Origin of the sequence: Phycicoccus elongatus Lp2 (assembly GCF_000367525.1) — a bacterium.
GTDB lineage: Bacteria > Actinomycetota > Actinomycetes > Actinomycetales > Dermatophilaceae > Phycicoccus_A > Phycicoccus_A elongatus.
In genome coordinates this window covers 1,414,764-1,437,182 of the sequence record NZ_HF570956.1, presented here as the reverse complement: position 1 = coordinate 1,437,182, position 22,419 = coordinate 1,414,764, and the positions used below count along the sequence as shown (strand labels likewise).

At 68.8% G+C, this 22,419-nt stretch carries 19 protein-coding genes and 2 tRNA genes; 7 read left to right on the top strand and 14 right to left on the bottom strand.

The features are described from left to right. From BN10_RS06780 to leuC, 3 genes are all read right to left on the bottom strand, one after another. Positions 1-303: HU family DNA-binding protein (locus BN10_RS06780; protein WP_040751020.1), on the bottom strand; the 303-nt coding region annotated here is incomplete at its 3' end. A gap of 419 nt (positions 304-722) precedes the next feature. Beyond that, positions 723-1,319 carry a 3-isopropylmalate dehydratase small subunit gene (gene leuD, locus BN10_RS06775; protein ID WP_010850463.1) on the bottom strand — a complete coding sequence of 199 codons (597 nt, stop codon included), beginning with the start codon at positions 1,317-1,319 and terminating at the stop codon, positions 723-725. 14 nt (positions 1,320-1,333) lie between these two features. After that, entirely contained in the window at positions 1,334-2,740 is a 1,407-nt protein-coding gene (leuC, locus tag BN10_RS06770; RefSeq protein WP_010850462.1) for a 3-isopropylmalate dehydratase large subunit, read from the bottom strand. 131 nt (positions 2,741-2,871) lie between these two features. Between leuC and BN10_RS06765 the strand changes: the two genes are divergently transcribed. Further along, positions 2,872-3,621, top strand: coding sequence for an IclR family transcriptional regulator (locus tag BN10_RS06765; protein WP_010850461.1), 750 nt, complete (start codon positions 2,872-2,874; stop codon positions 3,619-3,621). 82 nt (positions 3,622-3,703) lie between these two features. On the opposite strand, the gene BN10_RS06760 is transcribed toward BN10_RS06765, so the two are convergent. From BN10_RS06760 to BN10_RS06745, 4 genes are all read right to left on the bottom strand, one after another. Continuing rightward, positions 3,704-3,776, bottom strand: a tRNA-Glu gene (locus BN10_RS06760). Between the two features lie 85 nt (positions 3,777-3,861). After that, a tRNA-Gln gene (locus tag BN10_RS06755) sits at positions 3,862-3,936 on the bottom strand. A 103-nt stretch (positions 3,937-4,039) separates the two neighbouring features. Then, positions 4,040-5,590 (bottom strand): glutamate--tRNA ligase, encoded by a 1,551-nt coding sequence (gltX, locus tag BN10_RS06750; RefSeq protein ID WP_010850460.1) that lies wholly within the window; start codon positions 5,588-5,590, stop codon positions 4,040-4,042. 98 nt (positions 5,591-5,688) lie between these two features. Then, complete coding sequence (locus BN10_RS06745) at positions 5,689-6,459, bottom strand: fumarylacetoacetate hydrolase family protein (protein WP_010850459.1); 771 nt, start codon at positions 6,457-6,459, stop codon at positions 5,689-5,691. Positions 6,460-6,495: 36 nt separating this feature from the next. Between BN10_RS06745 and BN10_RS06740 the strand changes: the two genes are divergently transcribed. Further along, positions 6,496-7,389, top strand: a complete 894-nt coding sequence (locus BN10_RS06740) for a hypothetical protein (protein WP_010850458.1) — start codon at positions 6,496-6,498, stop codon at positions 7,387-7,389. Here BN10_RS06740 and cimA read toward each other — a convergent pair. Beyond that, positions 7,350-8,963, bottom strand: coding sequence for a citramalate synthase (gene cimA, locus BN10_RS06735; protein WP_040752821.1), 1,614 nt, complete (start codon positions 8,961-8,963; stop codon positions 7,350-7,352). The genes BN10_RS06740 and cimA overlap by 40 nt on opposite strands. Positions 8,964-9,305: 342 nt before the next feature. Between cimA and BN10_RS06730 the strand changes: the two genes are divergently transcribed. Genes BN10_RS06730 through BN10_RS06715 form a run of 4 tightly spaced genes read left to right on the top strand, consistent with a single transcriptional unit; the run spans position 9,306 to position 15,564 of the window. Further along, positions 9,306-11,942, top strand: a complete 2,637-nt coding sequence (locus BN10_RS06730) for an AMP-binding protein (RefSeq protein ID WP_051369638.1) — start codon at positions 9,306-9,308, stop codon at positions 11,940-11,942. Next, positions 11,939-12,967 (top strand): iron ABC transporter substrate-binding protein, encoded by a 1,029-nt coding sequence (locus BN10_RS06725; RefSeq protein ID WP_010850455.1) that lies wholly within the window; start codon positions 11,939-11,941, stop codon positions 12,965-12,967. The genes BN10_RS06730 and BN10_RS06725 overlap by 4 nt, the downstream gene beginning before the upstream one ends. A 12-nt stretch (positions 12,968-12,979) precedes the next feature. Further along, positions 12,980-14,524, top strand: a complete 1,545-nt coding sequence (locus tag BN10_RS06720) for an ABC transporter permease (RefSeq protein ID WP_010850454.1) — start codon at positions 12,980-12,982, stop codon at positions 14,522-14,524. Beyond that, the gene (locus BN10_RS06715) at positions 14,521-15,564 is read left to right on the top strand and encodes an ABC transporter ATP-binding protein (RefSeq protein WP_010850453.1); all 1,044 of its coding nucleotides are present in this window, start codon (positions 14,521-14,523) and stop codon (positions 15,562-15,564) included. The genes BN10_RS06720 and BN10_RS06715 overlap by 4 nt, the downstream gene beginning before the upstream one ends. Before the next feature lie 173 nt (positions 15,565-15,737). Here BN10_RS06715 and BN10_RS06710 read toward each other — a convergent pair whose 3' ends face one another. Next, complete coding sequence (locus tag BN10_RS06710) at positions 15,738-16,856, bottom strand: MBL fold metallo-hydrolase (protein ID WP_010850452.1); 1,119 nt, start codon at positions 16,854-16,856, stop codon at positions 15,738-15,740. A gap of 164 nt (positions 16,857-17,020) precedes the next feature. Here BN10_RS06710 and BN10_RS06705 point away from each other — a divergent pair, with 164 nt between their 5' ends. Beyond that, the gene (locus BN10_RS06705) at positions 17,021-17,332 is read left to right on the top strand and encodes a hypothetical protein (RefSeq protein ID WP_010850451.1); all 312 of its coding nucleotides are present in this window, start codon (positions 17,021-17,023) and stop codon (positions 17,330-17,332) included. Between the two features lie 33 nt (positions 17,333-17,365). Here the strand turns inward: BN10_RS06705 and BN10_RS06700 are convergent, their stop codons facing one another. Genes BN10_RS06700 through BN10_RS06680 form a run of 5 tightly spaced genes read right to left on the bottom strand, consistent with a single transcriptional unit; the run spans position 17,366 to position 22,419 of the window. After that, positions 17,366-18,091 carry a gamma-glutamyl-gamma-aminobutyrate hydrolase family protein gene (locus tag BN10_RS06700; protein ID WP_010850450.1) on the bottom strand — a complete coding sequence of 242 codons (726 nt, stop codon included), beginning with the start codon at positions 18,089-18,091 and terminating at the stop codon, positions 17,366-17,368. Between the two features lie 14 nt (positions 18,092-18,105). Further along, complete coding sequence (locus BN10_RS06695; protein ID WP_010850449.1) at positions 18,106-18,873, bottom strand: 3-oxoacyl-ACP reductase; 768 nt, start codon at positions 18,871-18,873, stop codon at positions 18,106-18,108. Between the two features lie 21 nt (positions 18,874-18,894). Then, the gene (locus BN10_RS06690; RefSeq protein WP_010850448.1) at positions 18,895-20,283 is read right to left on the bottom strand and encodes an aldehyde dehydrogenase family protein; all 1,389 of its coding nucleotides are present in this window, start codon (positions 20,281-20,283) and stop codon (positions 18,895-18,897) included. A gap of 22 nt (positions 20,284-20,305) precedes the next feature. Beyond that, on the bottom strand, positions 20,306-21,676 hold the full coding sequence (locus BN10_RS06685) for a glutamine synthetase family protein (RefSeq protein ID WP_040752811.1): 1,371 nt from the start codon (positions 21,674-21,676) through the stop codon (positions 20,306-20,308). 20 nt (positions 21,677-21,696) lie between these two features. After that, positions 21,697-22,419 carry a FadR/GntR family transcriptional regulator gene (locus tag BN10_RS06680; protein WP_010850446.1) on the bottom strand — a complete coding sequence of 241 codons (723 nt, stop codon included), beginning with the start codon at positions 22,417-22,419 and terminating at the stop codon, positions 21,697-21,699.

The following is a 22,419-nucleotide window of genomic DNA, read 5'->3' as shown; positions in this document are numbered from 1 at the left end:
GGCGGCCGGCGCGGCCTTGGGCAACGAGCTGGGGGCCTTCACGTAGCCCTTGAACGCGGCGCCGGCGCGGAAACGGGGCGACTTGGACTTGGGGATCCGGACACTGGCGCCGGTGTGGGGGTTGCGGCCCGTGCGGGCGGCACGCTCGATGCGCTCAAAGGTGCCGAAGCCCGTGATGCTGACCTTCTCGCCCTTGGTGACGGCGCGGATGACGGTGTCCAGGACCGCGTCGAGGGCCTCGTTGGCGGCCTTGCGAGACCCGAGGGTCTTCTCGAGCGCCTTGACCAGATCTGCCTTGTTCATTTCTGCTCCATCGAGGTGGGTGCGATGCCGGGTGAGCCGGCCTGGCAGTCGGTGGATCCGACATGCTTCGAAGGTATGCCGCGACCAGGGCCGAGTCCATCACCCTCCAACCTCATCGCCCTGTGGCACAACAGGTTTGGACTGTCTTCAGTCACCTGTGAGGTGTGGATCAACACGCGCCTGGAACCCGGTGGTCTGCCTGTGCTCTCGTCCCAATACCGTTGCGGCACACAATCATCGCTTCGTCACGATGAGGTCGGTCGAAACTGGTCGAGGAAGGGCAACAGATCACAGGAATCACAGTGACCACATCTGTCACACCGCCTTCGACCTCGTCCGGCGCCCGAAATCCACTGTGGCACAACGGCGTGTCGCACCGGTGCGGGGTCACGGAGAGTCTCCGTCACCGGTTTCTGCGCTCAGGCAGGCTGGGTGGTGACTGGCTTCCAACTCGGCCGGGCGGCCTCGAAGGAGTCGATGTCCTCGGCGTGCCGCAGCGTCAGGCTGATGTCGTCGTGGCCCTCCAACAAGCGCCACCGCGTGTAGTCGTCGACTTCGAAGCGGGCCACGATGTCACCGGCGGTCACGGTGCGTGACTCGAGGTCCACGGTCACCGACGCACCCGGGTTGTTCTCGAGGTACTTCCAGAGCAACTCCACGTCGTCCTGGCTGCAGACGGCCGTGAGCAGGCCCTGCTTCCCGCTGTTGCCTCGGAAGATGTCGGCGAAGCGGCTCGAGATGACGGCTCGGAAGCCGTAGTTCATCAGGGCCCAGACGGCATGCTCGCGCGAGGAGCCGGTGCCGAAGTCCGGTCCCGCCACGAGAACCGACCCCGCGGCATACGACGGGTCGTTGAGGACGAACGTCTCGTCCTTTCGCCACGCCGCGAAAAGGCCGTCCTCGAATCCGGACCGGGTGACCCGCTTGAGGTACTCGGCCGGGATGATCTGGTCGGTGTCGACATTGCTGCGACGCAACGGCACTCCGACCCCGGTGTGGGTGGTGAAGGCTTCCATGTCTCTCCTTGACCTCAGGCGCCGACGGGTTCGAGGTCCGCGGGGCTCGACAGCGTCCCGCGAATGGCGGTGGCCGCCGCCACCTGCGGGCTGACCAAGTGGGTGCGCCCACCCTTGCCCTGCCGGCCTTCGAAGTTGCGGTTGCTCGTCGAGGCGCTGCGCTCCTCGGGGGCCAACTTGTCGGGGTTCATGGCCAGGCACATCGAGCAGCCCGGCAGGCGCCACTCGGCGCCGGCCTGCTCGAAGACCTCACCGAGACCCTCGGCCTCGGCCTGCAGCCGCACTCTGGCCGACCCCGGGACGACGAGCATCCTCACGCCGTCGGCCACGCGCCGACCCTTGAGGACGCCCGCGACCGCCCGCAGGTCCTCGATGCGCCCGTTCGTGCACGAGCCCACGAAGACCGTGTCGACGCGGACATCGCGCAGCGGGGTGCCCGCCGTCAGGCCCATGTACTCGAGCGCCCGTCGTGCGGCGGCCTTGTCGTTGTCATCGGCCATGTGCTCCGGATCAGGGACAGCACTGCCGAGGGGGGCACCCTGGCCCGGGTTGGTGCCCCACGTGACGAACGGCGAGAGCTCGGTGGCGTCGAGGACGACCTCGGCGTCGAACTCGGCGCCCTCATCGGTGGCCAGGTCGCGCCACGCGGCGACGGCAGCGTCCCAGTCCTCACCCTTTGGCGCATGGTCGCGGCCACGCAGGTAGTCGAAGGTCGTGTCGTCAGGTGCGATCATGCCGGCTCGCGCGCCGGCCTCGATGGACATGTTGCAGATCGTCATCCGGGCCTCCATCGAGAGCGCACGGATGGCCGAGCCACGGAACTCCAGGACGTACCCCTGGCCGCCACCGGTGCCGATCTTGGCGATCACGGCCAGCACGACGTCCTTGGCGGTCACCCCCGCGGGAAGGTCTCCCTCAACGGTGATGGCCATGGTCTTGAAGGGCTTGAGCGGCAGGGTCTGGGTGGCGAGGACGTGCTCGACCTCGGAGGTGCCGATACCGAACGCGAGGGCCCCGAAGGCGCCGTGCGTCGAGGTGTGGCTGTCGCCGCAGACAACGGTCATCCCCGGCTGGGTCAGGCCCAGTTGCGGGCCGACGACGTGGACGATGCCCTGCTCGGCGTCACCCATCGGATAGAGCTTGACCCCGAATTCCTCACAGTTGGTGCGCAAGGTGTCGACCTGGGTGCGAGACACCGGGTCGGTGATCGGACCCGCGGTCGTCGGGACGTTGTGATCCTCGGTGGCGAGCGTGAGGTCCGGGCGTCGCACGGTCCGGCCCGTGAGCCGCAGTCCGTCAAAGGCCTGAGGACTGGTCACCTCGTGGAGAAGGTGGAGGTCGATGTAGAGCAGGTCCGGCTCACCCTCGCCCTGTCGGACGACGTGGGCCTCCCACACCTTCTCCGCCAACGTCTTGGCCATTGCTCGCTGTCCCTCTCTCGACCGGTCGAACCGACAGGCCCCGCTTCGGACGCCCTCGACCACAGCGACCTTCGCACCTTGTCCCGACCCATGGACTTGCGTCTCAGGAGTCGAGACGGCAATATCAAGACATGGACAACGATCTGTCGAGCGGGGTCGGGGTACTCGACAAGGCGGCCATCGTGCTGGGTGCCCTCGAGGCCGGGCCCTCCACTTTGGCCCAGTTGGTGACCGCCACCGGCCTGGCCCGGCCCACGGCCCACCGGCTGGCCGTGGCCCTCGAACACCACCGCTTGGTGGCCCGCGACCTGCAGGGCCGCTTCGTGCTCGGTGCGCGGCTCGGCGAGTTGGCCGCCGCGGCCGGCGAGGACCGCCTGCTCGCGGCTGCCGGCCCGGTGCTGGGCGCACTGCGCGATCACACCAATGAGTCCGCCCAGCTCTTCCGACGCCAGGGCGACCATCGCATCTGTGTGTCCACGGCCGAGCGTCCGGTGGGCCTGCGCGACTCCATCCCGATCGGTGCCGCTCTGTCGATGCTCGCCGGTTCGGCCGCTCAGGTGCTCCTCGCGTGGGAGGAACCGGACCGACTCCACCGCGGACTCCAGGGTGCGGCGTTCAATGCCTCGGCGCTCTCCGGTGTGCGCCGCCGCGGCTGGGCCCAGTCGGTCGGCGAGCGCGAGCCGGGCGTCGCCTCGGTCTCGGCGCCGGTCCGGTCCCCCTCTGGTCGCGTCATCGCGGCGGTCTCGATCTCCGGCCCCATTGAGCGGCTCTCCCGCCAGCCGGGCCGGCTGCACGCAGCGACTGTCATCGCCGGCGCCAACAAACTCACCGAGGTCCTGGCCCGCCATGCGCAGGCGCAGGAGGAGGCGCACGGCGCCTGACCGGCCGGCATACAGCCACCACGACGTGGGGGGCGGCAACGAGGAAACGGCACCCACGACGTGGATGCCGTTTTCCTCGTTGTAGCCCCGACGGGATTCGAACCCGCGCTACCGCCTTGAGAGGGCGGCGTGCTAGGCCGCTACACAACGGGGCCTCTAGCAGGTGTCCTTGCGGACCGGAGGAACCTTACCTGTCGGTGCAGGATTCTCCGAAATCGGTCCGGCCGGAGCCGGATCGACTGGCTGGGGTACCAGGACTCGAACCTAGAATGAGTGAACCAGAATCACTAGTGTTGCCAATTACACTATACCCCAAGGGGGTATGCCGTCCGGTCAGGAACCGTCGGGCGAACCGAGGGAAGATACTACCCGTCCCCCTGTGCGGCCCCAAATCGCCGACCGAGATCCGCAGCGTCATCTACAGCGTGGCCAACAAGGCCGCCAGGCGATTGAGCGTCGAGGTCTTGCCGAGGATCTCCATCGACTCGAAGAGCGGCGGGCTGATGCGTGCCCCCGAGACGGCGGTCCGCAGCGGACCGAAGGCGAACTTCGGCTTGATGCCCAGGCCGTCGACAATCGCGGTGCGCAAGGCCGTCTCGATCGCCTCGGCCGTCCAGCCGCTGTCGGACCCGAGCACACTGGTGCCATGGTCGTCGATGTCGCCCAACGCCCGGCCCGCGGCCTCGATCACCTCGGCCGCGTTGTCACCCAGAGCCGCTCGGGCGTCCTCGGCGATCTCCAGCGCATCGTCCGGGACGAAGAAGGGACGCACCAGGGGCGGCGCCTCGGACAGGTGTGCCATGCGGGTCTGGACCAACGCCGTGACCGCCTTGAGCCGGGCCAACTCGCCCAGACTCGGGTTGTCGCCGACGATGCCGTCGTCGACGAGGAAGGGCAGCAGTCGTGAGGCCAGCTCACCGACCGACAGGCCTCGAATGTAGACACCGTTGAGCCAGTCCAGCTTCTTGAGGTCGAAGATCGGTCCGACCGGGTTGACCTTGCGCCAGTCGAAGCCCGCGCTGAACTCATCGAAGGAGAAGACCTCGCGGTCCGTGCCGTCCTCGTTGGTGGCCGGCGGATACGCCAGCAGGGCAAGGAAGTTCACGAGCGCCTCGGGCAGGTAGCCCTGCTCCCGGAACCAGGTCAACCGCGCGGCAGGGTTCTTCCGCTTGGAGATCTTGGACTTGTCGGTGTTGCGCAGCAAGGGCATGTGCGCCCACTGCGGCGGCTCCAGGCCGAACCAGCGGTAGAGCAGGATGTGCTTGGGCGTCGAGGAGATCCACTCCTCGCCCCGCACGACGTGCGTGATCCCCATCTCGTGGTCGTCCACGACGACGGCCAGGTGATAGGTCGGGAACCCGTCGGCCTTGAGGATGACCTGATCATCGGGTCGAGGCGCCGAGACCCGTCCGCGGATGAGGTCGTCGAACTCGAGCTCGACGTCGTCGGGAATGAGCATGCGCACGACCGGCGTCTCCGAGAACCCGGGCAGCGCGGCCCGCTCCTCGCGGGTCTTGCCGAGGCAGAGCCGGTCATAACCGGTCGGCTGCTTGGTCTTCTGCTGGATCTCGCGCATCTGCGTGAGGCGTTCTGTCGAGCACCAGCACTCATAGGCCTTGCTCTCGGCGAGCAGCCGGTCGACATAGGGGCGATAGGTGTCGAGCCGCTCGCTCTGGCGGTAGGGAGCGCACGGGCCACCCTTGTCGGGACCTTCATCCCAGGTCAGCCCGAGCCACTCAAGGGTGTCGAAGACCTGCTGCTCGGAGTCGGCACGAAAGCGTGCCCGGTCGGTGTCCTCGATCCGCAGCAGGAACCGGCCGCCCTGCTGACGGGCGAAGGCGAGGTTGAACAGCGACATGTAGGCGGTGCCCACATGGGGGTCTCCGGTGGGCGAAGGCGCGACCCGCAGCCGCACCTTTCCGGGCAGGTCGGCGACGGTGGGGATCTCGGGCAGGGTGCGCTCACTCATGGTGAGCCGATTCTAGGGTTCGGCAGCCGCGTGACGGTTGACTGTCGGGTTGGTGGGGTCCTGACCCCATCTCCCCGACAGTCAGTGCCGACGGGCCCTCAGGGACGCACGAAGGGGTTGCTCAGGAGGCCGATGTCGCCGATCTCGACGTCGACCCGCTGGCCGACCTCGACCGGCCCGACCCCTGCCGGCGTCCCGGTGAGGATGACGTCCCCGGGAAGGAGCGTGAAGGCCTTTGAGGCGTGCGAGATGAGCTCGGCCACGCCGTGGACCATGTCGCTGGTGTGCCCGTCCTGGACGATCTCGCCGTCCAGGCGCGTGACGAGGGGTTGGTCCATCGGGTCGAGGTCGGTCTCGATCCACGGCCCGAGTGGGCAGAAGGTGTCGAAGCCCTTGGCGCGCGACCACTGCCCGTCGGACTTCTGCAGGTCCCGGGCGGTGACGTCGTTGGCGCAGGTGTAGCCGAAGACGACCTTCAGCGCATCCTCGGGTTCGACGTCCTTGCACATCCGACCGATGACGACGGCCAGTTCGCCCTCGTAGTGGACATTGCTCGACTGCGAGGGCATGACCACCGGGTCGCCCGGCCCGACGACGGCCGTGTTGGGGATGAGGAACATCAGCGGCTCGGTCGGTGCCTCCCCACCCATCTCCTTGGCGTGGTCGTGGTAGTTCTTGCCGATCCCGATGACCTTGCTCCGAGGAATCACCGGCGCGAGGAGCCGCACGTCGTCCACGGCATACGTCCGGCCGGTCAACTCGATCCGGGTGTAGAGCGGGTCGCCGGTGATCTCGGCGATCTTCTCGCCGGCCCCGTCCACCAGGCCGTAGATGGGGTCGTCGCCGGTCGTGAATCGAGCAATGCGCATGCACCCAGCCTAGGGCTGCTCGCCTACCGTGGGTGGGTGCCCACCACCGTCCTCGACCGCGACGAGTGGGAGCCGCTCATGCAGGCGCATCGGGCAGCCGTCGAGGATCGCACCCGAGCCCACCTCTTGCGTCGTGACCGCGGCGAGAAGCACGCGGTCGAGGACTTCCTCTTCGAGTACTACGCCCTCACCCCCGGTCGCCTCGCGCGCTGGCACCCGGGCCCCGGGGTCGGGCTCGCCGGCGCCTCCCGTATGCCGCGGGCAGGCTGGCGCCACTACGTCACCCTCGGTGACGTGGTCGCCCTCGACCGGGCGGGCTTCCTCGAAGCGCGGGGACGAACCGTGGAGTTCGTGCGGGGCCTGCTGGAAGCCACGCTGTCGCGGCCCGCAACCTTGGGCTGTTTCGGGCTCCATGAGTGGGCGATGGTCCACGGCCTACCGGAAAACGGTGTGCGCCATGAGAACTGGCCACTGCGCCTCGGGGCCGAGGGAACCGACGAGGTGACCCGAGCCCACACGATCAGGTGCAGCCACTTCGATGCCTTCCGCTTCTTCACGCCGACCGCGGCACCGCTCAACACGCTGCAACCGACTCGCGAGACGCAGGTCGCCCACGAGCAGCCGGGCTGCCTGCACGCCGGCATGGATGTCTACAAGTGGTGCGTCAAGCTCGAACCGGTCGTGCCGAGCGGCCTGACCCTCGATGCCTTCGATCTGGCCCGTGAGATACGGCGGCTCGACATGCAGGCCAGCCCCTACGACCTGACGGGCCTGGGCCTCGAGCCGGTGCGCATCGAGACACCGGAGGGCAAGGCGGAGTACGTCAGTCGACAGCGCGACTTCGCCGAACGCTCCAACGCCCTGCGCACACGCCTGCTCGGCGTGTTGGCTCAGGTGAGTGGCGGGACGCCCGCCCGGATGAGCCCATAGGTCACCGACTCGATGAGGGCCTGCCAACTCGCCTCAAGGATGTTGGCAGCGACACCGATCGTCGTCCACGTCGTCGTGCCGTCCGTGGTCTCGATGAGCACGCGCGTCACGGCGTCGGTGCCGTGTGCGGCGTCGAGGATGCGCACCTTGTAGTCGACGAGCTCGAGGTGCTCGATCTCCGGGTAGGCCTTGGCCAGGGCCGACCGGAGCGCCTGGTCGAGAGCGTTGACCGGACCGTTGCCCTCGCCGGTGCGGACGTGCCGCCGGTCGCCGGCAACGATCTTGACCGTCGCCTCGGAGAGGGCATCGGCCTCGCCGCGCGCGTCGGTGATGACGCGCCAGGACTCGACGGTGAAGAACTCCGGCAACGAGCCGTCGAGCTCGTGGCGCAGGAGCAACTCGAAGGAGGCGTCGGCCGCATCGAAGGTGTAGCCGCGCAACTCCTTCTCCTTGACCGACGAGAGCACGCGCTGCATGAGCGCACTGTCGTCGGCGTCGGAGGCGTCGAGGTCGAAGCCGAGTTCGCGGGCCTTGAGTTCGATCGAGGCCCGACCGGCCATGTCGGACACCAGCATGCGCATGTCGTTGCCGACGCCCTTGGGGTCCAGGTGCTGGTAGAGATCGGGGTCGACCTTGATCGCCGAGGCGTGGAGACCGGCCTTGTGCGCGAAGGCGCTGGCACCGGTGTAGGGCTGGCGGGAGTAGGGCGGGACGTTGGTGACCTCGCTGATCGCGTGGCTGATCCGGGTCGCCTCGGCGAGGCGATGTCCGTCGATGACCTCCAGCCCCTTCTTGAGTTGGAGGTTGGCGACGACGGTGACCAGGTCGGCATTGCCGGTGCGCTCGCCGTAACCGTTGACCGTTCCCTGGACATGTCGGGCACCGGCATCGACGGCCGCCATCGAGTTGGCGACCGCGCAGCCGGTGTCGTTGTGGCAGTGGATCCCCACGCGTGACTCGGCATTGTCGGCCAGACCGAGGGTCGAGACCACGTCGTGGACGACATCGGCGACCTGCGAGGGCAGCATTCCGCCATTGGTGTCGCACAGGGCGAGCACCTCCGCGCCCGACTCGACGCCCGCGCGCAGCGCTTCGAGGGCGTAGGCGCGGTCCACGGCATACCCATCGAAGAAGTGCTCCGCATCGAGGAAGACGCGCCGCCCCTCCCCGACGAGGAAGGAGACGGTGTCGCGGATCATCTCGAGGTTCTCGGCGAGCGTCGTCCGCAGGGCCCGCTCGACGTGGCCCGTGTGGGACTTCGCGACGAGCGTCACCACGGACGCCTGGCTGGCGACGAGCGCGCGGACCAAGGGGTCGGTGGACGCGGCGCCACCGGCACGCCGCGTCGCACCGAAGGCCGCCAAGGTCGCGTTCCGCAGATCGAGCTCTCGCGCCGCGCGGGCGAAGAACTCGGTGTCCTTGGGATTGGCGCCGGGCCAGCCGCCCTCGATGAATCCCACGCCGAGGTCGTCGAGGTGGCGCGCGATGGCCAACTTGTCCGTGACGGAGAGGTTGAGCCCCTCCTGCTGCGCGCCATCACGCAGCGTGGTGTCGTAGACGTGCAGGTCGGTCATCTTGTCGCCTCGTCGGTCGTCTCGTCGTGGTCGTTCCATCGTGCTCTCCTGCATGTGACGCTGGTGCTCACATCGTTCCCCGCCGCTCGCCGGTCCACCCTTCGTGGGGGTGCCCCGACCAACAAAAAGACCCCCCGGGGTGTGGGAGGTCTGCGCGACGAGGAGTGCTCGTCGCGCTATTCGATAATGAGGGCCGCGGTGGCGGCATACATCGGCATCACGGGCTCACTCTGCCAAAGGTGATGGCGGACTCGACCGGGTGTCCACACTGTGGATCGGGCGTTCCTCTGGCTGGACCCGGATTCCACCACCGGTGAAGGTGAGGTTAGCCTTACCTTTGCCATGACGACGACCCTTCCACTGCACCCGGCCGCGCCCGCCGCCGTGGGCTTCGTGCGTCAACTGTCGACCCATGGGTACTCCCCCGCACTCCACACGGGGACCACGACCATCTCGTATGCCGCGCTCGCGGCACGCGTGGCCGACTCCGCCTCCCGCTGGGGCCAGGTGAATGGCGGTCGGCGGCTCGTGCTGATCGAGCTCACCCCTGACGTGGACGCCATCGTCGACCACCTGGGGGCATTGCTCGCCGGGCATGCCGTCATCGTCGCGGCACCCGGTCGGTCGGGGCAGATCGTCGACGTGCACGACCCTGACAGCGTCGGCGGGCACCGGGATGGCCGGTGGTCGGTCACGCACCGGCGCATCGAAGCCGCGCACGAGTTGCATCCTGATCTGGCCCTGCTGCTCTCGACATCAGGATCGACCGGATCCCCCAAGCTGGTCCGGCTGTCGCACGCCGCCGTCGACGCGAACACCGACGACATCGTCTCCGGTCTCGGCATCCGAGCGAGCGATGTCGCGGCAACGACGCTGCCGCTGCACTACTGCTACGGGCTGTCGGTGCTGCACTCCCACCTGGCCGCGGGCGCCTCGATCGTCCTGACCGACCGGTCCCTCGTCGACGACCACCTGTGGGCCCTGCTGGAGTCCGAAGGCGTCACGTCCTTGTCCACCGTGCCGCATTCCTTCGACCTGATCGCCGCGAGCGGGCACCGCCTGGCGGACCTGTCCACGCTGCGCCAGGTGGCCCAGGCCGGCGGCGGCCTGGGTGCGGATCGCGCGCGGGCACTCGCCGAACAGGGTCGCCGCGACGGCTGGGAACTGCGCGTCATGTATGGGCAGACCGAGGCGTGTGCCCGGATGGCGATCGCCTCCGGAGCAGACGTGTTGACCCACCCGCACTGCTCCGGTCGCGCGGTCGGCAGCGGGGCCTTCGAGGTCTTGGTCGACGGGCGCCCAGCGCAGGTCGGCGAGGTCGGTGACCTCGTCTTCCACGGCGACAACGTCATGCTGGGGTATGCCGAGTCGCCGGCCGACCTGGCGCGCGGGCGCACCGTCCCCGCTCTCGCGACCGGGGATCTCGGGCGGCTGGATGCGGACGGCCGGGTCGAGATCGTCGGCCGCCGCTCCGGCTTCCTCAAGATCGCCGGTCTACGCATCGACACCGGCGCCATCGAGCGCGCTCTGTCGAATGCTGGTCTGGCTTCCTGGGTCGGCGGCAGCGACGAGCATGTCGATGTGCTCGTCTCGAGCGCGGGCTCCGTCGAGCGCAACCGTGACCTCGAGGCCGATGGTCTGTCGATCGCCTCGGCCGCGAGTGGCCTGCCGGCACATCGGATCCATGTGGCGGTCACGGACGATGGGCTGCCCCGCACCGATGCCGGCAAGATCGACCGGAAGGCAGCGCAGCAGGTGCACGAGGGGCTGCTGGAGTCCGACAACGGCGCCCCCACGACCACCCTCGATCACCTCGTCGACATCTATCGCACCTGCCTTGGCCGACCCGACGCCGACGTCACGGACACCTTCGTCGGCCTGCATGGGGACTCGCTGTCCTATGTCGAGGTGGCGGTGCACCTGGAGGAGGCCATCGGCACGCTCCCGGCCGACTGGCCGAGCCGCACCCTGATCGAGCTGGCGTCCTTGGCCGAGGACGACCCGGTCGCAGCGCACAGTGGGCGATCACGATGGGCGTGCCTCGACACCACCGTCGTGCTGAGGGCACTCGCGATCACGGCGATCGTGGCCGGCCACACCAAGGTGGCGACGCTCCTCGGGGGCGCCCACATCCTGTTGGCCGTGGGCGGCTTCAACTTCGCCCGGTTCGCCGGTGCGCTCCCGACTGCTCGCGAACGCACCCGTGCCGTCGCTGCCACGATCGCCAAGATCGCCGTGCCAACGGCAATCTGGGTCGGCGTCGTCGGCCTTCTCGCCGGCACCTACTCGGTCGGCAACCTCTTCCTCGTCAACTGGATCACCGGCCCCGCCACGTGGACCAGTCACTGGCGCCTGTGGTTCATCGAGGCGCTCGTCTGGATCCTCGTGGCCGTCACCGGGTTCCTTGCCCTCCCCCGTGTCCATAAGTGGTATGCCGCAGCGCCTTTCGCCGTTGCCGCCACCGTTGCCTCCGTGGGGCTGCTCGCGCGCCTCGACGTCTTCGATCTCACGTCACCGCCCGGTCGCGGCACCGCGCCGGCCGTGCTGTGGCTCTTCGCCGTCGGCTGGTCTGCCGCCCTGGCCCGCCAGGCATGGCAACGGTTGCTCCTCGTCGCCATCGTCGCCGTCGGACTTCCCGGCTTCATGGGGAACTCGGTGCGCGAGTGGACGATTGCGGCCGGGATCCTCGTGCTCATCTGGCTCCCCAACCTGCCCGTGCCACGGGTCGTCGTGCCCGCGCTCGGCGTGTTGGCCAGCAGCTCGCTCTACATCTACCTGACGCACTTCCAGGTCTACCGATTGACCTCGATGCCGCTGGTCAACCTCGCGCTGAGTTTCGGGCTCGGGATCGCCACCTGGCTCGTGGTCTCCCGCGTGAGCACAGCGCTCGGCGGGAGGCGCGCGCGACGCAGCCCCGCGGCATACGCCATGAACGTGGAAACCAAACCGCAGAACCCGATTCGAGAAGGACACCGATGAAGCGCCGACACCTGCCCGCCGTCGTGGCTGTGGCCGCCCTCGCTCTTGCCGCCTGCGGCAGCGGCGACTCCGCCACTGGCGAGGCTCCCCTCGACCCGAGCAAGCTGACGATCTACAGCGCCCAGCACGCCAATCTCGTCGACGCGTGGGTCAAGGGCTTCACCGCGGACACTGGAATCCAGGTGCAGGTCCGGCAGGGCAAGGACTCCTCGATGGGCAACCAACTCGTCGCCGAGGGGGACAAGACCCAGGCCGACGTCTTCCTCACCGAGAACTCCCCCGCGATGACCGTGGTCCAGAACGCCGGCCTGCTCTCCCCGGTGGAGCAGAGCACCCTTGACCAGGTGAGCCAGCAGTACCGCCCGAGCAGCGGTGAGTGGGTCGGCATCGCGGCCCGTTCCACGGTGCTCATCTACAACCCGAGCAAGATCTCCGAGGCCGATCTGCCGGCGTCGATGCTCGACCTTGCCGACCCGAAATGGAAGGGCAAGTGGGGAGCAGCTCCCAGCGGCGCCGACTTCCAGGCAATCGTCTCGGGAGTGCTCCAGGCCGAGGGCGCCGACCGGACCGAGACGTGGCTCAAGGGGCTCAAGGAGAACGCCAAGGTCTACCAGAACAACATCGCCACGATGAAGGCCGTCAACGCCGGCGAGGTCCCGATGGGGATCATGTACCACTACTACTGGTACCGCGACCAGGCGCTCACCAAGGAGGGCAGCGCGAACACGAAGTTGCACTATTTCAAGGGTGAGGACGTCGGCGCGTTCGTCAGTGTCAGCGCCGGTGGTGTCCTCAAGGCGAGCACGAAGCAGGCCGACGCCCAGAAGTTCCTCGCGTGGGTCACCAGCGCAAAGGGACAGGAGGCCCTGGTGAGCAGCAAGTCGATGGAGTATGCCGTCGGCGACGGTGTCGCGTCCGACCCGGCGCTGCCGCCGCTGGACTCCCTGCAGGCACCATCCATCGACCCCTTCACCCTCGATGGGCCCGAGGTCATCAAGCTCATGACAGCCGCCGGGATCCTGTGAGGCGATGAGGTCATGACGAGCACGAGCACGCTCTCCCGCCGGGGCACCGGCGGGATCGGACCGGTGGCGATCTCTGCGGTCGTCGTCGCCGGCATCTGTGTCCTGCCATTGCTCGTCATCCTCGCGACGGCGACCGAGTCCGGTCTCGGCGTCGCCGCCCAGCAGGTCTTCCGTCCCCGCGTCGGCGAGCTCCTCGGCAACACCGTCTCGCTCGTGCTCGTGACGACGACCGCGTGCGTGGTGGTCGGGGTCGGGGCGGCCTGGCTGGTCGAACGGACCGAACTCCCCGCAGCCCGGTGGTGGCGCCTGGCGCTCGTCGCACCGCTCGCCGTGCCGGCCTTCGTCAACGCCTATGCGTGGGTGTCGCTGCGACCTTCGCTGACCGGTCTGGGCGGGGCGGCCCTCATCACGACACTGTCCTACACCCCCTTCGTCTTCCTTCCGGTCGCGGCGTTGTTGCGCGGGCTGGACAGTCGGTGGGAGGACAGCGCCCGCTCGCTCGGGCTGGGCGCCTGGGGGACCTTCGCCAAGATCGTTCTCCCACAGGTGCGTCCGGCCCTGCTCGGCGGGGCGCTGCTCGTGGCCCTGCACCTGCTCGCCGAGTTCGGCGTGCTGGCCATGCTGCGCTTCCCCACCTTCACGACGGCGATCCTCGACCAGTACGAAGCGGCCTTCGACACCACCGCCGGCTCGGTGCTGGCCACGGTGCTCATGGTGCTGACCGCGCTCGTACTCACCGGCGAGCGATTCGCCCGAGGGCGGGTGTCGCTGGCCCGTATCGGGTCCGGCGTGCGGGTGCAGCCGCAGCGGGTGCCGTTGGGTCGATGGGCGGGGCCCGCGATTGTCGGGTTGACGACATGGGTGCTGTTGTCGCTCGGCGTCCCGTTGTATGCCGTGGGGCACTGGCTGGGCGCCGGTGGCACGCCGATCCTCTCTCCCGCGCTGTTGGGCGCCTTGTCGAGCACCGTCGGGCTGGCGTTGACCGCTGGAGTGCTGACGACGGTGGCGGCCTTCCCGGTCGCCCTCCTCCTGCACCGCCGACGGACCCTGCTCACCGAGAGCATCGAACGGATCACCTACTTCGCGAGCTCGCTGCCCGGCGTCGTCGTGGCCCTCGCGCTGGTGACCGTCGCGATCCGGTGGATCGGCCCGCTCTACCAGACGCCCTTCCTGCTCGTCATCGCCTACGCGATCCTCTTCATCCCACGGGCCATGGTGTCGATCAGGGCGGCCCTGGCGCAGGCGCCCGGTGGACTCCTCGAGGCCGCGCGCTCGCTCGGCGACAGCCCGTGGCGGGCGACCCGGCGGGTGCTGCTGCCGCTCATCGCGCCCGGTCTGCTCTCGGGCTTCGCCATGGTCTTCCTCGCCACCTGTGTCGAGCTGACGGCCACCCTGCTCCTGGCCCCGACCGGGACGACCACACTCGCGACGGGCTTCTGGGCGGCCAGTGACAGCCTCGACTACGGTGTGGCTGCGCCCTATGCGCTCATGATGATCCTGGTGTCCGCCCCGCTCACCTGGCTCCTCCTGAGCAACTCCACGAAGGACACCCGATGAGCGAGCTCAAGGCTGAGGGGATCGTCGCCGGCCACGGTGCCACGACGGTGCTCCACGGCGTCGACCTCACGGTGCCCGCCGGCTCGACGACGGCGATCCTCGGCCCGTCCGGGTGCGGCAAGACCACTTTGCTGCGGGTCATCGCCGGCTTCCATCGCCCGGATGCCGGTCGCGTCGTGGTCGCGGACCGCGACGTCTTCGGCGCCGGTCTCAACATCGCGCCCGAGCACCGCGGCCTGGGGTATGTCGCCCAAGAGGGCGCCCTCTTCCCACACCTGAGCGTCGCCGACAACATCACCTTCGGGCTGCGCCGGGGCGACCCCGGTCGCGCCACCCGACTGACCGAGCTGCTCGACCTGGTCGGTCTTCCCCGCGAAGTCGCCGGCCGATCCCCCGACCAGCTCTCCGGTGGACAGCAGCAGCGCGTGGCGCTGGCCCGCGCACTGGCCCGCCGCCCACGGGTGGTGCTGCTCGATGAGCCCTTCTCCTCCCTCGACGCCGGCCTACGGGCCAGCACTCGCCGGGCCGTCGCCGACGCCCTCGCCGCCGAAGGGGTGACTGTGCTCATGGTGACCCACGACCAGGACGAGGCCCTCTCGTTTGCCGACCAGATCGTCGTCATGGATGCCGGGCGGATCCTGCAGGCCGGATCACCGCTCGACGTCTACACCGCCCCGGCGGACCGCGTCACAGCCGGCTTCCTCGGCGACCTCGTCACCGTTGTCGGCCGCGCGCACGACGGTCGCGTCGAGAGTGCGCTCGGGACGCACGCCACCGACAGCGCCGCCGAAGGTGCCGTCGAGGTCGCGCTCAGGCCGGAGCAGATCGTGCTGCACAGCGCCGACCAGCCGGGGATCCGCACCGGAGCCTTCGGCACGGTGCGTCACTGCGACTACTTCGGCCACGACGCCCTCGTGCACGTCGCACTCGACGATGGCTCCGAGATCGCGGCCCGCCTCGGCGCCGGCGGCCAGGTGCCCCGCACCGGCGAACGGGTCACCGCCTCGGTCACGGGATCGGTTCTCACCTACCCCCTGTGACCCCCACTGCTGCTCACGCACTCCGGGTCGAGGGCCACCCCAACCCCACAGTCGAGAGGGAGCAAAACGCGGGAAGACTGCCGTCTTCCCCGCGTTTTGCTCCCTCTCGACTGGCGGGGAGCTCAACTGGCGTGGCGGCTGGACTGGCGGGCCGAGCAGGTGGGTGCCGCCGGTCAGTGGGCGAGGTCGCGCCACCACGGGTCGAGCGGAGGCGGGTCGCTCACATCGATGCGCTGACCGGGGCGTGGCACGACGACCGGCACCTCGTGGCGCTCGGCCTCGACGAGCAGTCGCTCGACGGGCTCCGCCCACGGGTGGAAGGCCAGATTGAAGGTCGCCCAGTGCACCGGCAGCAACAGGCCGCCACGCACGTCGAGGTGGGTGGCGACACCCTGCTCGGGACGCATGTGGATGGTCGGCCACGCACTGTCGTAGGCGCCGACCTGCACGAGCGTGAGGTCGAAGGGGCCGTGGCGTTCCCCGATGAGCGAGAAGCCCGCGAAGTAGCCACCGTCGCCGGAGTAGAAGACCCGGTGCTCGGGCCCGGCGATCACCCAGGACGCCCATTGAGTGCCATCGCGTGAGAAGCCCCGCCCGGAGAAGTGCTGCGCCTGGGTCGCCGTGATGTGCAGGTCCCCGACCTTGGTGTCCTCGTCCCAGTCGAGGTCCTCGATCCGCCGCTCGGGCACATCCCAGGCGGCCAGATGGGCACCCACCCCGAGGGGCACGAGGAACTGGCAGTCGGTGTGCTCGGCCAGCCACCGGATCGAACCCTCGTCGAGGTGGTCGTAGTGATCGTGCGAGATGACGACCGCGTCGATGCGCGGCAGGTCCTCGAGTTCGACGGGGCTGGCGTGCAACCGCTTTGGACCCACCTGCTGGCTCGGCGACACCCGATCGCTCCAGACCGGATCGAGCAGGACGCTCACTCCGTCGACTTCGAGCAGCGCCGAGGAGTGCCCGAACCAGGTGACGTGCAGTCCGTCCAGTGCCACGGGCGATGGCTGGCTGACCAGCGGCACCGACCCGCCGGGGACACCGTCGGCACGCCCGCTGATCATCTTGCCCGCAGTTTCTGCGAGCGACCGCGTGCCCGGCTCCCACACGAGGTCCTCGTTGTGGAACTTGCCGTCGCGGAAATGGGGCGAGGCCTCCATCCGCGCGCGCCGCTCGCCAGTTGCCCGGCCACCCATCGCCGACGGTATGCCGCGCGCTGCACTCACCAGGCCCGCCGCCACTCCGAGTCCGGCAACGCCGAGGGCCCGCGCGCCCCAACTCGTGAAGATCCTCATGTGTCCGCCGTCTCGAATTCGTCAATGGGTCACGTGTCCGTCGCTGGTCAACGCGCCGTTTTCATTGCATGTTCCATCCTGAGGTCAACCTGTGGATCTTCCGTTTCCGTGGGCGGCGTCGACGAAGCGCTGGCAGGGTGGACGCTGAGGCAAAGGGGGCGCCCATGGCAACGAAGCCGACAACCGCCGAGGACATCGAAGCCGTCATGACGATCGTCGACCGGACCGACGTGCGATCCACCATGACGGGCCTCGTGCGGCTCGAGAACATCCTCGTGGCCGCAGAGCCGAAGCATCGCGCGACGGTGCGGATGGCCGTCATCGACCTCCTCGTGGCCCAGCGGGAGTACGCCCACCTCATCGACTGTGCGAACAACGTCCTGACCGATCCCCACGCCAGCCCCTCCCAGGTGGCTGTGGCGACCGCGATGCGCGGGCACGGCCTTCGACATCTCGGGTTCTCCGACATCGCCTGAGCCGGACGCCTTCCCGGGCGTCGCCCCGGCGGATCACGGCACGGACGCGACCAACGCGCGGAAGAGGCGGGCGTCGGCGCCGGCTTCCGGATGCCATTGAACGGCGACCCGAAAGCGGCTGCCCGGGTCTTCCATCGCCTCTGGTGTCCCGTCCGCGTGCCAGGCACTGAAGCGGTATGCCGTGTGGTCCAACGAGTCGGCCAGCACTCCTTGGTGGTGGTAGGTCGGCACATCGAGGGGAGCGGCACCGAGGATCTCACTCACTCGGGTGCCGGCGACGGGAGTGACGGAGTGGGCGGCATACCGTCCGGGCACCGGGCAGTGCGCTTCGGTGCCCACTCGATCGGGGAGATGCTGCTCGACCGCTCCGCCGGCAGCCACCGCCATGACCTGCATACCGCGGCAGATGCCAAGGGTGGGCAGGTCGACCGCATGGGAAACGCGCGCCAGGGCCAACTCCCAGGAGTCGCGGTCGGGTCGGGGGTTCTGCGCTGTCGCATGCGGCGGCGCTCCGTAGCGCGAGGACTCGATGTCGGCTCCTCCCGCGAGGATCAGTCCGTCGACGCGGCCGAGGAGGTCGCGGGCCAGATGGTCGTCTCCGTCGAGTCGGGGCGGGAGGATGACCGCCGCACCACCCGCAGCCTCCACATGGTGGACGTAGTCATGGGGCAGCACGGCCGACCACTGCTGCACCCACGGGGTGCGGTCGACCTTCTCGACATAACACGAGATGCCGATGACCGGTCGATTGCGCGGCATGGCGCTCACCCTCCTCAGAGCGGCGTGACGTAGGCCCCGGAGATGCCACCGTCGACGAGGAAGGTGTTGGCCGTCATGAAGCTGCTCTCGTCAGAGGCGAGGAAGAGCACGGCGTTGGCCATCTCCTCGGGCTCCCCGAAGCGACCCATCGGGACGTGCACGAGGCGGCGGGCGGCGCGCTCGGCGTCCTTGGCGAAGAGCTCCTTCAGCAGCGGGGTGTTGACCGGTCCGGGGCAGAGCGCATTGACGCGCACGCCCTCGCGCGCGAACTGCACACCGAGCTCGCGCGTCATCGACAGCACCCCACCCTTGGAGGCGGAGTAGGAGATCTGCGAGGTGGCCGCACCCATGACCGCGACGAAGGACGCGGTGTTGATGATCGAGCCGGACTTCTGCTCGAGCATGTAGGGCAGGACCGCCTTGCAGCACAGGTAGACCGACGTGAGGTTGACGAGCTGGACCTTGTCCCATGCCTCGAGGTCGGTCTCGAGGATCGAGTCGTCCTCGGGCGGGCTGATGCCGGCGTTGTTGAAGGCGATGTCGATGCGTCCGTAGGTGTCGTGGGCGACCTTGAAGAGGTTGTCGACGTCCTCCTTGCTCGCGACGTTGCAGTGGACGTAGGTGCCGCCGAGCTCCTCGGCGAGCTGTGCGCCGAGCTCGTCGTTGAGGTCGGCGATGACGACCTTGGCACCCTCCTCGGCGAAGCGACGCACGGTCGCCAGGCCGATGCCGGAGCATCCTCCGGTGACGACAGCGACTTTGTCCTGCAGGCGTCCAGCCATGGTGTGTCTGTTCCTTTCGAGTCAGGCTTGGGTGTCGAAGAAGACGTTCTTGGTCTCGGTGAAGGCATCAAGGGCATCCGGGCCGAGCTCGCGGCCGATGCCGCTGGCCTTGAACCCACCGAAGGGCGTGGAGTACCGCACCGAGGAGTGGCTGTTCACCGACAGGTTGCCGGCCTCGACCGCCCGCGACACGCGGATGGCCCGGCCCACGTCGCGGGTCCAGATCGACCCGCTGAGGCCGTATGCCGTGTCGTTGGCCTTGGCGATGGCGTCCGCCTCGTCGTCGAAGGGCATGACCGACACGACCGGGCCGAAGATCTCTTCGCGCCACGCGCGGTCCCCCGTCCCGTGCGCCATGAGGACGGTCGGTGGATACCACCAGCCCTTGCCGCTGGGCGCCGCACCGCGGAAGGCGATGTCGGGGGCCGCGTGGCCGGTGGCCTCCGCGTCCTCGACGAAGGAGCGCACCGTGTCGCGTTGGCCGCTGCTCACCATCGGGCCCATCTCGGTGGACTCGTCGCCGGGATCGCCCACCCGGACAGCCCTGATCGCCGCCTCGAAGCGCTCCATGAAGGCGTCGTAGACCTTGCGCTGGACGAGGATTCGCGTGCGCGCACAGCAGTCCTGCCCGGCATTGTCGAGGAAGGACATCGGCGCGCTGGCGGCCGCCTTCTCGACATCCGCATCGGCGAAGACGATGTTCGCGGACTTGCCGCCGAGTTCGAGGGTGACCCGCTTGAGCTGGTCGGCGGCCTTGCGCATGATGCCCTGACCGACGGCGGTCGAGCCGGTGAAACAGACCTTGCGGACGTCGGGGTGGGTGACGAAGCGCTCCCCCACGACCGAGCCCTTGCCGGGCAGGATCGTGAAGACGCCCTCAGGGAGGCCGGCCTGAAGTGCCAACTCCCCGAGGCGAATCGCCGTCAGGGGAGTCAGCTCGGCCGGCTTGAGGACGACCGTGTTCCCGGCCGCGAGTGCCGGGGCGAAGCCCCATCCGGCGATGGGCATCGGGAAGTTCCACGGCACGATGACCGAGACGACGCCGAGCGGCTCCTTGAAGGTGACGTCGAGGCCACCGGCGACGGGAATCTGCCGGCCGAAGAGGCGCTCGGGAGCGGCCGAGTAGTAGCGCAGGACGTTGACGACGTTGCCCGCCTCCCAGCGGGCGTTGCCGATCGTGTGGCCGGCGTTGGTCACCTCGAGGCGTGCCAGTTCCTCGGTGTGCTCCTCCACGACATCGGCGAAGCGTCGCAGCAGCATTCCCCGATCAGCAGGGCTGACCGCCCGCCAGGCCGGTCCGACCTCGACGGCCTTGGCGATGGCCGCATCGGTCTCCTCCACCCCCACCAGGTCGAGGGTGGTGACGACCTCCTCGGTCGCCGGGTTGATGACGTCGTGCGTGGTGCTCATCAGGTGCTTTCTCTCGTGGGTCTCAGAGCCGCTCGAAGCCACGGACGCGTTCCCAGTCCGTGACGGCGGCATTGAAGGCGCCGATCTCGATGTCGGCCGCGTTGACATAGTGGTCGACGACGTCGTCCCCGAACGCGGCCCGCGCAATGGCCGACCCGGCGAGCAGGTCGCGCGCCTCGGCCAGAGTGGTGGGCACATGGGCGACGTCCGCGGCATACGCATTGCCGACGAAAGCCGGCTCGAGCTTGAGTTCGTTCTCGATGCCATGGAGGCCACCGGCGAGCATGGCTCCGACGGCGAGGTAGGGATTGACGTCACCACCGGGGACACGGTTCTCCATGCGCAACCCGGCACCATGACCGACGACGCGCAGGGCGCAGGTGCGGTTGTCGCGACCCCATGCGATGGCCGTCGGCGCGAAGGAACCCGGCTGAAATCGCTTGTAGGAGTTGATGTTCGGGGCGTAGAAGTAGGAGAACTCACGCATCGTCGCCTGGACCCCCGCGAGGAACTGGTCGAAGACCTTGCTCTGGCCACCCTTGCGGCGCTTGTCGGCGAAGGCGATCGAGCCGTCGAGGCCGCGCAGCGACAGGTGGATGTGGCAGGAGTTGCCCTCGCGCTGGTCGTACTTGGCCATGAAGGTGATCGACTGGCCGTGCGCGACGGCGAGTTCCTTGGCAGCCGTCTTGTAGATGACGTGGTTGTCGCAGGTGCGCACGACCTCGTCGTAGAGGAAGGCGATCTCGTGCTGGCCCAGGTTGCACTCCCCCTTGGCCCCCTCGACGACAACACCCGCCCGGAACATCTCGTTGCGGATGTCACGCAACAGCGGCTCGACGCGGGTGCCGCCGAGGATCGAGTAGTCGACGTTGTAGCGGTTCGCGCCGGTCAGCCCTCGGTAACCGCGGTCCCAGGCGTCGTCGTAGGAGTTCTCGAAGACGATGAACTCGAGTTCGGTGCCGGCCAGTGCCCGGTAGCCGAGCGCCGCCGCGCGGGCGGTCTGGGCCTTGAGGAAGTCACGCGGGCTGGGCCGGACCGGCCCGGAGCCGTCGAGCCAAGCGAGGTCGCACTGGATGGTCGCCGAATGCGGCTGGCCGGGCGTGCGCCGCAGGGTGCTCATGTCGAGGACGAACTCGAAGTCGCCGTATCCGGTCTCCCAGGACGACATCGCATAGCCGTCGACGGTGTTCATCTCGACATCGACGGCGAGCAGGTAGTTGCAGCCCTCGGTGCCATGACCGAGCACGTGGTCGAGGAAGAACTGCCCGTGCAGCCGCTTGCCCTGCAGCCGCCCCTGCATGTCGGTGAAGGCAACGATGACGGTGTCGATCTCGCCGGTGACGATCTCGGCCCGCAAGGTCTCCAGACTCATTTGTGGTGCGCCGTTCCCCATGCTCATCACGTGCTCCTTCGTCATCCGATCAGGCCACGCAGGAGCGCGGCAGTGGCATCGCAGTGTTCTTCCATGGCTCGCCGGGCTTCCTCGGGGTCGCCGGCCAGGATGGCGCGGACGATGGCGTCGTGCTGGGCGTTCGAGTGGTCGATGTTGCGCCGCAACACGGGAATGGCCGCGAGCAGTTCCGCGAGGGCGGCCTGTGCGCGAGTAACGGCCTCGATGAGCATGGGCGACCCGGCGAGGGTGGCGATGGCCAGGTGCAGGCGGGAGTCGGCGAGTCGGTGCGCGGCCTCGTCCGGCGCCTGCTCCACCTCGCCGAGGGCCTGCAGGAGCCAGGCCCGTTGGTCGGCGGCAAGTGGCCTGCTCGCGGCCAGAGCCGCAGCACCCGGCTCGACGATCCGCCGGAAGTCCATCGCGTCGGCGAGCGCCGCCCCGGAGCGGACCGTGGGGACCTCGCCCGGCACCGGCGCGGTATACGTGACGACCGACCCGCCGCCGCGGCCGCGACGGGTGGAGACCAGAGCCGAGTCGCGCAGCGCGGCGATGGCCTCGCGCAGGGTGTTGCGACTGACGCCGAGTTGCTCGGCGAGGTCACGCTCGGGGGGCAGCAACTCGCCGTCACGCAGCACCCCGAGGCGGATGGCGGTCGCGAGCTGCTCCACCGTGGTCTCGAAGACGTTGCCACTCGCCGGTCGCAGGACTGCCCTCGGGAGGGAGTCCGCGACGGTGTGGGCGTGCAC

Excerpts from the sequence above, each read along its gene's own strand:
- leuD (WP_010850463.1), bottom strand. The coding sequence starts at position 1,319 with ATGGAAGCCTTCACCACCCACACCGGGGTCGGAGTGCCGTTGCGTCGC.
- leuC (WP_010850462.1), bottom strand. The coding sequence starts at position 2,740 with ATGGCCAAGACGTTGGCGGAGAAGGTGTGGGAGGCCCACGTCGTCCGA.
- BN10_RS06765 (WP_010850461.1), top strand. The coding sequence starts at position 2,872 with ATGGACAACGATCTGTCGAGCGGGGTCGGGGTACTCGACAAGGCGGCC.
- gltX (WP_010850460.1), bottom strand. The coding sequence starts at position 5,590 with ATGAGTGAGCGCACCCTGCCCGAGATCCCCACCGTCGCCGACCTGCCC.
- BN10_RS06745 (WP_010850459.1), bottom strand. The coding sequence starts at position 6,459 with ATGCGCATTGCTCGATTCACGACCGGCGACGACCCCATCTACGGCCTG.
- cimA (WP_040752821.1), bottom strand. The coding sequence starts at position 8,963 with ATGACCGACCTGCACGTCTACGACACCACGCTGCGTGATGGCGCGCAG.
- BN10_RS06730 (WP_051369638.1), top strand. The coding sequence starts at position 9,306 with ATGACGACGACCCTTCCACTGCACCCGGCCGCGCCCGCCGCCGTGGGC.
- BN10_RS06725 (WP_010850455.1), top strand. The coding sequence starts at position 11,939 with ATGAAGCGCCGACACCTGCCCGCCGTCGTGGCTGTGGCCGCCCTCGCT.
- BN10_RS06720 (WP_010850454.1), top strand. The coding sequence starts at position 12,980 with ATGACGAGCACGAGCACGCTCTCCCGCCGGGGCACCGGCGGGATCGGA.
- BN10_RS06715 (WP_010850453.1), top strand. The coding sequence starts at position 14,521 with ATGAGCGAGCTCAAGGCTGAGGGGATCGTCGCCGGCCACGGTGCCACG.
- BN10_RS06710 (WP_010850452.1), bottom strand. The coding sequence starts at position 16,856 with ATGAGGATCTTCACGAGTTGGGGCGCGCGGGCCCTCGGCGTTGCCGGA.
- BN10_RS06705 (WP_010850451.1), top strand. The coding sequence starts at position 17,021 with ATGGCAACGAAGCCGACAACCGCCGAGGACATCGAAGCCGTCATGACG.
- BN10_RS06700 (WP_010850450.1), bottom strand. The coding sequence starts at position 18,091 with ATGCCGCGCAATCGACCGGTCATCGGCATCTCGTGTTATGTCGAGAAG.
- BN10_RS06695 (WP_010850449.1), bottom strand. The coding sequence starts at position 18,873 with ATGGCTGGACGCCTGCAGGACAAAGTCGCTGTCGTCACCGGAGGATGC.
- BN10_RS06690 (WP_010850448.1), bottom strand. The coding sequence starts at position 20,283 with ATGAGCACCACGCACGACGTCATCAACCCGGCGACCGAGGAGGTCGTC.
- BN10_RS06685 (WP_040752811.1), bottom strand. The coding sequence starts at position 21,676 with ATGGGGAACGGCGCACCACAAATGAGTCTGGAGACCTTGCGGGCCGAG.